The following is a 9,976-nucleotide window of genomic DNA, read 5'->3' on the forward strand; positions in this document are numbered from 1 at the left end:
CGCGGTGTCCGGTCGGGCAGCAACGGCTCCAGCCGTGCCCACTCCGCGTCGGTCAAGTCGTGGCGATCAAGCACAGAAGAGATCTACCGCAGCCCACCCGCATGATCCACGGGACACGCTCTAGTCGCCGGCGCCGGTGGTGAGCACGGTCCGGATCGGCATCGTGTCGCGCAGCAACACCGTCACCGGGATGTTGTCCACCTCGGTGGCGAGCTGTTCCCACAGCTCCTGTCCGACCTGGCCGGCGACGGTGACGTGCCGGTCGAGCATCGGGGTGGACCCGGGATGGACGTGGACGCCCACGCGCACGGTCACCTCGCCGGGATCGATCCGCCAGCGCTGCAGGAACGTGCGGACCGACATCGCGGTGCACGCCGAGAGCGAGCCCGCGAGCAGGCCGAACGGGGTGGCCCCCCCGGGCTCGACGGCCTCGTCGTCGGGGACGGCGCAGCTCAGCTCCAGCCCGTTGACGATCAGGTCCGCCGCGGGGTTGTCCGGCGAGCCCAGCCGCGCGACCGACCAGACGTTGGGTTCTCCCACCCGTCCAGGCTAGCCCTGCCGTGCCCCCGGCATCGCCGCTGCTCGGCGGCCACCCCCGATGGTGATCGTTCGAACGTGCGTGCGATCCTCGTCTCCTGGCGGGCCGCCCCCCGGTTTCTGTCGGTGGCCGCGCCTAGCATGGATCGAGGGCAGGCGACGCCGCCCTTCACCCGGATTCCAGGAGGCTCCCCACCGTGGCCGACCGTCTGGTAGTACGCGGCGCCCGCGAGCACAACCTGCGCGGGGTCGACCTCGACCTGCCGCGCGACAGCCTCGTCGTGTTCACGGGCCTGTCCGGCTCGGGCAAGTCCAGCCTGGCCTTCGACACGATCTTCGCGGAGGGCCAGCGCCGGTACGTCGAGTCCCTGTCGGCGTACGCGCGGCAGTTCCTCGGCCAGATGGACAAGCCCGACGTCGACTTCATCGAGGGGCTGTCCCCGGCCGTCTCGATCGACCAGAAGTCCACCAACCGCAACCCGCGGTCCACCGTCGGCACCATCACCGAGGTCTACGACTACCTGCGCCTGCTCTACGCCCGCGCGGGCGTGCCGCACTGCCCCGTCTGCGGGCACGTGATCGAGAAGCAGACGCCGCAGCAGATCGTCGACCAGGTGCTCGCGATGGAGGAGGGCAGCCGGTTCCAGGTGCTCGCCCCGGTCGTGCGCACCCGCAAGGGCGAGTTCGTCGACCTGTTCGCCAACCTCCAGACGCAGGGCTACTCCCGCGTGCTGGTCGACGGCACGGTGCACATGCTCACCGACCCGCCCAAGCTCAAGAAGCAGGAGAAGCACGACATCTCCGTCGTGGTCGACCGGCTGGCGGTCAAGGAGTCGGCCAAGCAGCGGCTCACCGACTCCGTGGAGACGGCGCTGCGGCTGGCCGACGGGCTCGTCGTCCTCGACTTCGTCGACCTGCCCGACGACCACGCCAACCGCGAGCGCCGGTTCTCCGAGCGGATGGCGTGCCCCAACGGGCACCCGCTGTCGCTCGACGAGCTCGAGCCGCGCACGTTCTCCTTCAACTCGCCCTACGGCGCGTGCCCGGAGTGCACCGGCATCGGGATCAAGAAGGAGGTCGACCCGGAGCTGGTCGTCCCCGACCCCGAGCTGAGCCTCGCCGACGGCGCGATCGCGCCGTGGGCCGGTGGCCAGTCCGCGGAGTACTTCGGGCGGCTGCTCGACGGGTTGGCCAAGGCCGTCGGCTTCCGCACCGACACCCCGTGGCGCAAGCTCCCCGCCACCGCGCAGAAGGCCGTGCTGCACGGCACCGACGACCAGGTGCACGTCCGCTACCGCAACCGGTACGGCCGCGAGCGCTCGTACTACGCCAACTACGAGGGTGTCATCCCGTTCCTCGAGCGCAGGCTCGACCAGACGGAGTCGGAGTCGCAGCGCGAGCGCTACGAGGGCTACATGCGGGATGTGCCGTGCCCGGCGTGCAAGGGCGCGCGGCTCAAGCCGGAGGTGCTGGCCGTCACGCTGGCCCACCGCGACCAGGGCGACCGCTCCATCGCCGAGGTCTCGGCGATGTCGGTGGCGGAGTGCTCGGCGTTCCTCGACGGGATGGCGCTCGACTCCCGCCAGGCCATGATCGCCGGCCGGGTGCTCAAGGAGGTGCAGGCCCGGCTCGGGTTCCTGCTCGACGTCGGGCTCGACTACCTCTCGCTCGACCGCGCGGCGGGCACGCTGTCCGGCGGGGAGGCGCAGCGCATTCGGCTGGCGACGCAGATCGGGTCCGGCCTGGTGGGCGTGCTGTACGTGCTCGACGAGCCGTCGATCGGGCTGCACCAGCGCGACAACCGGCGCCTGATCGAGACGCTCACCCGGCTGCGCGACCTCGGCAACATGCTGATCGTCGTCGAGCACGACGAGGACACCATCCGCGCCGCCGACTGGGCGGTCGACATCGGCCCGGGCGCGGGGGAGCACGGCGGCCACATCGTGCACAGCGGCCCGGTCGCGGCGCTGGAGAGTCACGACACCTCGCTCACCGGCGCCTACCTGTCGGGTCGCCGGTCGATCCCGGTGCCGGAGAAGCGCCGGCCCGTCGACCCGAAGCGGCAGCTCACGGTCGTGGGCGCGCGGGAGCACAACCTGCGCGGGATCGACGTCGACATCCCGCTCGGCTGCCTGGTCTCGGTCACCGGGGTGTCCGGATCGGGCAAGTCCACGATGGTCAACGACATCCTCGCCACGGTGCTGGCCAACAAGCTCAACGGCGCCCGGCAGGTGCCCGGCCGGCACACGCGCATCACCGGGATCGACAACCTCGACAAGCTCGTGCGCGTCGACCAGTCCCCGATCGGCCGCACCCCTCGGTCCAACCCGGCCACCTACACCGGGGTGTGGGACCACGTCCGCAAGCTGTTCGCGGCCACCACCGAAGCGAAGGTCCGCGGCTACCAGCAGGGCCGGTTCTCGTTCAACGTCAAAGGCGGGCGCTGCGAGGCCTGTTCCGGCGACGGCACCATCAAGATCGAGATGAACTTCCTGCCCGACGTGTACGTCCCGTGCGAGGTCTGCAAGGGCGCCCGGTACAACCGGGAGACGCTCGAGGTGCACTACAAGGGCAAGACGGTCGCCGAGGTGCTCGACATGCCCATCGAGGAGGCGGCGGAGTTCTTCGCGCCGATCAACTCGATCAGCCGCTACCTGCGCACACTCGTCGACGTCGGGCTGGGCTACGTGCGGCTCGGGCAGTCCGCGCCCACCCTGTCCGGGGGCGAGGCGCAGCGGGTGAAGCTCGCGTCGGAGCTGCAGAAGCGCTCCAACGGCCGCACCGTCTACATCCTCGACGAGCCCACCACCGGCCTGCACTTCGAGGACATCCGCAAGCTCCTGCAGGTGATCAACGGGCTGGTCGACAAGGGCAACTCCGTGATCGTCATCGAGCACAACCTCGACGTCATCAAGACCTCGGACTGGATCATCGACATGGGCCCGGAGGGTGGCTCCGGCGGCGGCATGGTCGTCGCGCAGGGCACCCCGGAGCAGATCGCGGCCCACCCCACGAGCTACACCGGGCAGTTCCTCAGGAGCCTGGTCGCGCCCGAGGAGGCGCCGGTGCGGCGGACCCCGGTTCGGCGGCGGAAGGCGGCCGCGGCGAGCTGAGACGCGGGCGGTGAGTCGTGCGCGGTGTGCTCGGGCCTGACCGCCGGACCGATGCTCGCGGCCGCCCCTGCCTCGATCGGCTGGGAGCCCGTCGATCAAGGCGCAGACGTCGCTTCTGCCACGATCCAGCACGACATCAGTGCCTTGATCAGAGGGCTCCCCCTCGTGACCGCACTGCGACGGCTGGGTTCCGGCGGCCCACCCGTCAGGGCGTCCAGCCCGGCTCACGACCCGACGCCGCGAGCAGCCGGTCGAGCGTCGATGCGCCGGCGGGCACGGCGACCTCGGGCCCGAACAGGCCCATCTCCCGCCCCTGCTCGGCCATGCCGAGCATGGCCTCGTGGGCGGCGGCCAGCACGTCCGCGGGCCACTGCGGCTCCCGGCCCACCGCGCGGCCGAGGTCCCAGCCGTGCACGACGAGCTCCCCGAGCACCATCCCCCCGATCATCGGGGCCGGTAGCTCGTCCGGGCCGCCCACCGACACCGTCCCGGTCCACGCCGCCGGGTCGCTCCAGGCCGCGACGAGGTCGGCGCGGGACGCGGCGAGGGCGGCGGGCCAGTCGGCGACGACGAGGTCGACCTCCTGCTCGCTCGGTGCGGCCGGCTCGGCTGCGACGCGTCGCCCGGTCGCGGCGAGGATCGGGGTCCAGTACAGGAGGTGGTTGAGCAGGGCGCGCAGGTCCCAGTCGCCGCAGGGGGTGGGCGCGGTCAGGGGGACGTCCCGCGCCGCGGCGACGAGTGCGGCGTGCGGCGCCGCCGCCGGGGCGATCTGCGCGGCGATGCCGAGGTCGGTGGAGGTCATGGCGTGAGGTTAGGAAGCCGGGGCGCGCGCGTCTTGAAGGAACGCGACACTGGTGGGGTGTCGAGGGACCCGCGCGAGCTGGCGGGCGCGTGGACGCGGTTCCAGCGCCACGAGTTCCCCGCGCCCGCGCCGGACCTCGCCCCGTTCGTCGCGAAGTACTGGATCGTCGAGTGGGGGTACGCGTCGCCCTACCGGCAGCTGATCGTCCCGTACCCGCACGTCCACCTCACGGTGCAGGACGGCGGAGTTCCCGAGGTGCACGGCGTCTCCAGTGGGCACGTGGTCCGGGTGCTCGACGGGGTGGGGCGGGTGTTCGGGGTGGAGTTCCGGCCGGGCGGCTTCCGGCCGTTCCTGGGTTCGCCGGTGTCGGCGCTCACCGACCGCACGGTCCCGGCCGCCGACGTCCCCGGCCTCCCGGCCGCGGGGCCCGCGAGGCCGGTCGACGTCGCGGCCGTCGAGGAGTGGCTGCGCGCGGCCCGGCCCGAGCCCGACCCGACCGCCCTGCGGGTCGCCGACGTGGTGGCCACGGTCGTCACCGAGCCGGGGATCCGCCGCGTCGACGACCTGGCCGAGCGCTGCGGCACCAGCGTGCGGCGGCTGCAGCGGCTGTTCGCCGAGTACGTCGGTGTCGGCCCGAAATGGGTGATCCGCCGCTACCGGCTGCGGGAGGCGACCGAGCGGATGGCCCGCGGCGGCGTGGCCGACTGGGCGGGTCTCGCCGCCGAGCTGGGCTACGCCGACCAGGCGCACTTCACGCGCGACTTCGCCGCCATGTTCGGCGAGCCGCCCACGCACTACGCCGCCCGCTACTGAGCCCCGCGGAACTACCCGACCCGCAGCCGCACCGGGATCGACTCCCACGCCCGCAGCGTGTTGTTGTGGTGTCGCCGGGTCGGGCCGGCGAGCTCGATGCTCTCCACCCGCCGCGCCAGCGCCGTCAGCAGCGCCTCGGCCTCGAGCCGGGCCACGTGCTGCCCCACGCACTGGTGGATGCCCATCCCGAACCCGACGTGCCCGGACGGGTCGCGGCCCAGGTCGAACGCGTCCGGGTCGGACCAGTGCCGGGGGTCGCGGTTGGCCGCGGCGAGGAACATGAGGATCTTCCGGCCCTCGGGGACCACCACGTCCCCGACGGTGACGTCGGTGGTCGCGGTCCGGAAGAACGTCTGGACGGGCGACTCCCAGCGCACGGCCTCGTCGAACGCCACCCGCGCCAGGTGGGGCAGCTCGCGCAGCCTGCGCCACTGGTCCGGGTGGGTCGCGAAGGCGTACAGGACGGCGGACAGCCCGTGCACCGTCGTGTCGACGCCCGCGGTGAGCAGCGAGCGGACCACCAGCGGCGCCTGCTCCGGCGTGATGTCGCCGCGGTCGGCCGCCGCCCAGATCTGTGCGCCGAACCCGGCGGGGGACAGCACCTCCCGCGCGCACTGGGCGTTGACCCACGCCGACAGCTCCGCGACGCGGGGCGCGCCCTTCGCGACCAGGTCGTTGCTGGGCCCGAACGCGTTGAACGCGTGGTCGCCGTAGGGCAGGAGGTTCTTCCGGCCCTCGGCCGGGAGGCCGACGGCGTCGGGGAACACCCGCAGCGGGAACGCCTGGGCGAGCGCCGGAACGACGTCGACTACGCTGTCGAGGACAGCGTCGGTGACCACGCCGTCGACGAGGTCCTCGGCGTCGGCGAGCCACCGCTCGCGCAGCCTCCGCAGCGCCCGCGGCCCGAGGACCGCCCGCAGCACCCGGCGGGGTGCGTCGTGCAGCGGCGGGTCGGCCTCCAGCAGCAGGCTCGGCGGGCGCCACGGCTTCTCGTAGCGGAAGTTCGACAGGCCCACGCCCGCCGCGGACTGGAACTCCTGCCAGTCGACGAGCGCGGCGTGCACCTGCTCGTAGCGGGCGAACGCGTAGACGTCGTACCGGGTCAGGTGGACCACCGGCCCGGCGTCGCGCAGCGCGCGGTGCAGCGGGAGCGGGTCCTCGAGCACGTCGTGGTCGAAGGGGTCGGCGTCGCTGGTCGGGAGCGCGCGCTCGGCGATGGTGGTCACGGGGCCTCCAGGGTCTACAGATCGAGCACGAGCCGGTCGGAGCACGCCCGGGACACGCACGGGAACATGCAGTCGCCCGCCGCCCGCTCGGCGTCGGTGAGGATCGAGTCGCGGTGGTCGGGCTCGCCGGCCACGACGGTGGTCTCGCAGGTCCCGCACGTGCCCTGCCGGCACGACGAGAGCACGTCGACGCCTGCGGCCTGCACGGCGTCGAGCACCGACATGGCGGGGGTGACGGTGACCGTGGCACCGGCGCGGGCGAGTTCGACCTCGAACGGGAGGTCGCGCACCGGCGCTCCGCGTTCCTGGGCCACGAACCGCTCGGTGCGCAGCGTGTGGGCGGGCCACGGCATGCAGGCCGACTCGATCGCGGCGAGCAGCGGCGCGGGACCGCAGCAGTAGATCCGCCCGCCGACGCGGGGGTCGCCGAGGAACTCGGCGAGATCGAGCAGACCCCGTTCGTCCTGCGGCACGACGTGCACGCGGTCGCCGTAGCCCACCAGCTCGTCGAGGAATGCCATGGAGGCCCGGCGCCGGCCGCCGTAGAGCAGCCGCCAGTCCGCGCCCAGCAGGTCCGCCTGGTGGATCATGGGCAGCAGCGGGGTGATCCCGATGCCGCCCGCGACGAACAGGTACCGCTCCGAGGGCACGAGCGGGAAGTTGTTGCGCGGGCCCCCCACGCCGACGAGGTCCCCGGGGCGCAGCACGTCGTGCACGTCCGCGGAGCCGCCCCGGCCGTCGGGCTCGCGCAGCACGCCCACCCGGTAGGTGTAGGCGTCCCACCGGTCGCCGCACAGCGAGTACTGGCGCGTCACGCCGTTCGGCAGCACCAGGTCGATGTGCGAGCCCGGCGTCCAGTCCGGCAGCCTGCGCCCGTCCGGGTGGGTGAGCGTGAGGCTCACGACGTCGTCGGCTTCGGGCGTCTTCGCCGCGACCCGCAGCGTGACGGTGGTGGCGGTCGCGGTGACCGCGTCGGCGTTGACCACTGGCATTCCTCCTGGCACTGGGCTGCGGGGAGCATGCGAGAGGGTGGCGCGGACGGGACAGGGCGCTCTCAATCAATGAGAGGGCGACCCGAGAACCCTGCTGATCCCGCGCGCCGCCGCCAGCAGCACCGGGACCTGGGCGTAGGCCTGACCGTCGTTCGGGACGATCGCCGACAGGGCGGCGACGACGTTCCCGCGCCCGTCGCGCAACGGCACGGCGATGCCGCACGCGTCCTCGTGGACGTAGCCGGGGCACAGCGCGACGCCCTGCCGCCGGACGTCGGCGAGCAGCGCGCGGAGCGCGTCGGGCGCGGTGACGGTGTGCGGGGTGTAGCGCTCCATCGGCAGCGCGAGGACGCGCTCCTGCACCTCGCGCGGGGCGTGGGCGAGCAGCACGAGCCCCGACGAGGACGCGTGCAGGGGCAGTCGCCCCGCGATCCGCGTGTAGTTGATGACGGCGTGCGGGGCCGACAGCCGCTCGACGAACAGCACCTCGTCGCCGTCGCGCACGCCCAGTTGCACGTGGTGTCCGATCACCGCGTGCAGGTCGCCCAGGAACGGCATCGCGGCCTCCCGCAGCGACAGCGTCGGCGAGGCGCGCTGACCCAGCTCCCACATCCGCACGCCCACGCGCACGCGTCCGTCGGGTTGGCGGGCGAGCAGTCCGTGCCCCACCAGCTCGGCGATGAGCCGGGACGCGGTCGCGACGTGCAGCCCGGAGCGCCGCGCGACCTCCGAGACCGGAAGCGCGGGCTCGTCCGGCGTGAACGCCTCGAGGATGCGAACCGCCCGCGCCAGCACCGACTCCCCCGTGGGCCATCGGGACACGGGCCGAGTCTGGCACGGCGCGCCGACCCCGCCGATTCGGTGCCCCGGGCGGTGCCTGGTACTCTCCGGAATGCGACCACCCTGTCGTGCGTTGATGCGTGTGTCAGGGCGAACAAGTGGAGCCCCGCTCCCACCCGCCACCACAGCCACGATCGATGTGTGGGGTCGGGTCCGGTCCGTCGGCGAGCCACAGGCTCCCGGTCGTGATCAACGGGTCTCCGCTTCGTCGCGCGCCGCACACGCCGAAAACGAGGAGACCCGCATCAGCACAGAGACGCGCATCAACGACCGCATCCGCGTTCCCGAGGTCCGCCTGGTCGGGCCGAACGGGGAACAGGTCGGCATCGTGCGTATCGAGGACGCCCTGCGGCTCGCGCAGGAGGCCGAGCTCGACCTCGTCGAGGTCGCGGCCCAGGCCCGCCCGCCGGTCTGCAAGCTCATGGACTACGGCAAGTTCAAGTACGAGAGCGCGCAGAAGGCCCGGGAGTCCCGCCGCAACCAGCAGCTCACCACGATCAAGGAGCAGAAGCTCCGACCGAAGATCGACACCCACGACTACGAGACCAAGAAGCGCAACGTCGTGCGCTTCCTCGAGGGTGGTAACAAGGTCAAGGTCACGATCATGTTCCGTGGTCGCGAGCAGTCTCGCCCCGAGCTGGGGTTCCGGCTGCTGCAGCGGCTCGCCGAGGACGTGGCGGAGCTGGGTACGGTCGAGGCCGCACCCAAGCAGGACGGCCGCAACATGACGATGGTGATCGCACCGTTCAAGAAGCCGCCGACCCGTGGCAGCAGCAGGCCCACCGCCTCCGCGGAGGCAGGCGAGGTCACGGAGACTGTGGAAGCCCAGCAGGTCTGACGGCTGCGCGGAACGCCAGTACGACCAACTTGACGCCCCCTCCGGGAGGGGGCGTCACCGGTGAGTAGGAACTTGTCATGCCCAAGAACAAGACGCACAGCGGGATCGCCAAGCGGGTCAAGGTGACCGGGAGCGGCAAGCTGATGCGCCAGCAGACCGGTCTGCGCCACCGGCTCGAGGTCAAGTCGAGCAAGGAGACGCGCGACCTGTCCGGCGTCGTGCCCGTGAACAAGGCCGACGTCAAGCGCGTCAAGAAGATGCTCGGCCGCTGACAACCGGCCCCCGCCCGCTGACCCCACAGACGTAAGGACACACCCCATGGCACGCGTGAAGCGCGCGGTCAACGCTCAGAAGAAGCGCCGCACCACCCTGGAGCTGGCGAGCGGCTACCGCGGGCAGCGGTCGCGGCTGTACCGCAAGGCGAAGGAGCAGATGCTCCACTCGCTGAACTACGCCTACCGTGACCGTCGCGCCAAGAAGGGCGACTTCCGGCAGCTGTGGATCACGCGGATCAACGCCGCGGCCCGCGCCAACGGCATGACCTACAACCGCTTCATCCAGGGCCTCAAGGCCGCGGGTGTCGAGGTCGACCGCAAGAACCTGTCGGAGATCGCCATCAGCGACCCGGCCGCCTTCACCGCGCTCGTCGAGCTCGCCCGCGCCAACGTCCCGGCGCAGCCCGCGCAGGACGGGACCGCGGCCTGAGCCGTCCGTCCCGCCCGATGGAGACCGCACCGCCCGGCACCGAACGCACGCCCCGCGTCGTGGCAGCCCGCAAGCTGCTGCGCCGCGTGGGCCGCGATCGGGCCGGGGGG

General features: G+C 72.4%; 10 protein-coding genes. 5 read left to right on the top strand and 5 right to left on the bottom strand.

Annotated elements, in window-relative coordinates:
* Positions 1-120 precede the first annotated feature (120 nt).
* Complete coding sequence (locus KME75_RS36215) at positions 121-540, bottom strand: OsmC family protein (protein ID WP_219419454.1); 420 nt, start codon at positions 538-540, stop codon at positions 121-123.
* Positions 541-734: 194 nt separating this feature from the next.
* Here KME75_RS36215 and uvrA point away from each other — a divergent pair, with 194 nt between their 5' ends.
* A complete protein-coding gene (gene uvrA, locus KME75_RS36220; protein WP_219419455.1) occupies positions 735-3,650 on the top strand; it encodes an excinuclease ABC subunit UvrA in 2,916 nt (971 codons plus the stop codon).
* A 205-nt stretch (positions 3,651-3,855) separates the two neighbouring features.
* Here uvrA and KME75_RS36225 read toward each other — a convergent pair whose 3' ends face one another.
* Complete coding sequence (locus tag KME75_RS36225) at positions 3,856-4,452, bottom strand: TIGR03086 family metal-binding protein (protein WP_219419456.1); 597 nt, start codon at positions 4,450-4,452, stop codon at positions 3,856-3,858.
* 57 nt (positions 4,453-4,509) lie between these two features.
* On the opposite strand from KME75_RS36225, the gene KME75_RS36230 reads away from it, so the two are divergent.
* Complete coding sequence (locus KME75_RS36230; protein WP_219419457.1) at positions 4,510-5,265, top strand: helix-turn-helix domain-containing protein; 756 nt, start codon at positions 4,510-4,512, stop codon at positions 5,263-5,265.
* Between the two features lie 11 nt (positions 5,266-5,276).
* On the opposite strand, the gene KME75_RS36235 is transcribed toward KME75_RS36230, so the two are convergent.
* From KME75_RS36235 to KME75_RS36245, 3 genes are all read right to left on the bottom strand, one after another.
* Positions 5,277-6,491, bottom strand: a complete 1,215-nt coding sequence (locus KME75_RS36235) for a cytochrome P450 (protein WP_219419458.1) — start codon at positions 6,489-6,491, stop codon at positions 5,277-5,279.
* Between the two features lie 14 nt (positions 6,492-6,505).
* The gene (locus KME75_RS36240) at positions 6,506-7,483 is read right to left on the bottom strand and encodes a PDR/VanB family oxidoreductase (protein WP_219419459.1); all 978 of its coding nucleotides are present in this window, start codon (positions 7,481-7,483) and stop codon (positions 6,506-6,508) included.
* A gap of 66 nt (positions 7,484-7,549) precedes the next feature.
* On the bottom strand, positions 7,550-8,305 hold the full coding sequence (locus KME75_RS36245) for an IclR family transcriptional regulator (RefSeq protein WP_219419460.1): 756 nt from the start codon (positions 8,303-8,305) through the stop codon (positions 7,550-7,552).
* Between the two features lie 262 nt (positions 8,306-8,567).
* Here KME75_RS36245 and infC point away from each other — a divergent pair, with 262 nt between their 5' ends.
* The 3 genes from infC (at position 8,568) to rplT (ending at position 9,866) form a co-directional block, all read left to right on the top strand.
* Positions 8,568-9,161: a translation initiation factor IF-3 gene (gene infC / locus KME75_RS36250; protein ID WP_308283402.1), complete on the top strand. Its 594-nt coding sequence runs from the start codon at positions 8,568-8,570 to the stop codon at positions 9,159-9,161.
* Between the two features lie 77 nt (positions 9,162-9,238).
* Positions 9,239-9,433, top strand: a complete 195-nt coding sequence (gene rpmI, locus KME75_RS36255; protein WP_219419462.1) for a 50S ribosomal protein L35 — start codon at positions 9,239-9,241, stop codon at positions 9,431-9,433.
* 46 nt (positions 9,434-9,479) lie between these two features.
* Positions 9,480-9,866: a 50S ribosomal protein L20 gene (rplT, locus tag KME75_RS36260; protein ID WP_219419463.1), complete on the top strand. Its 387-nt coding sequence runs from the start codon at positions 9,480-9,482 to the stop codon at positions 9,864-9,866.
* The last annotated feature ends 110 nt before the right edge of the window (positions 9,867-9,976 follow it).

The organism is Pseudonocardia nigra (genome assembly GCF_019396355.1).
GTDB lineage: Bacteria > Actinomycetota > Actinomycetes > Mycobacteriales > Pseudonocardiaceae > Pseudonocardia > Pseudonocardia nigra.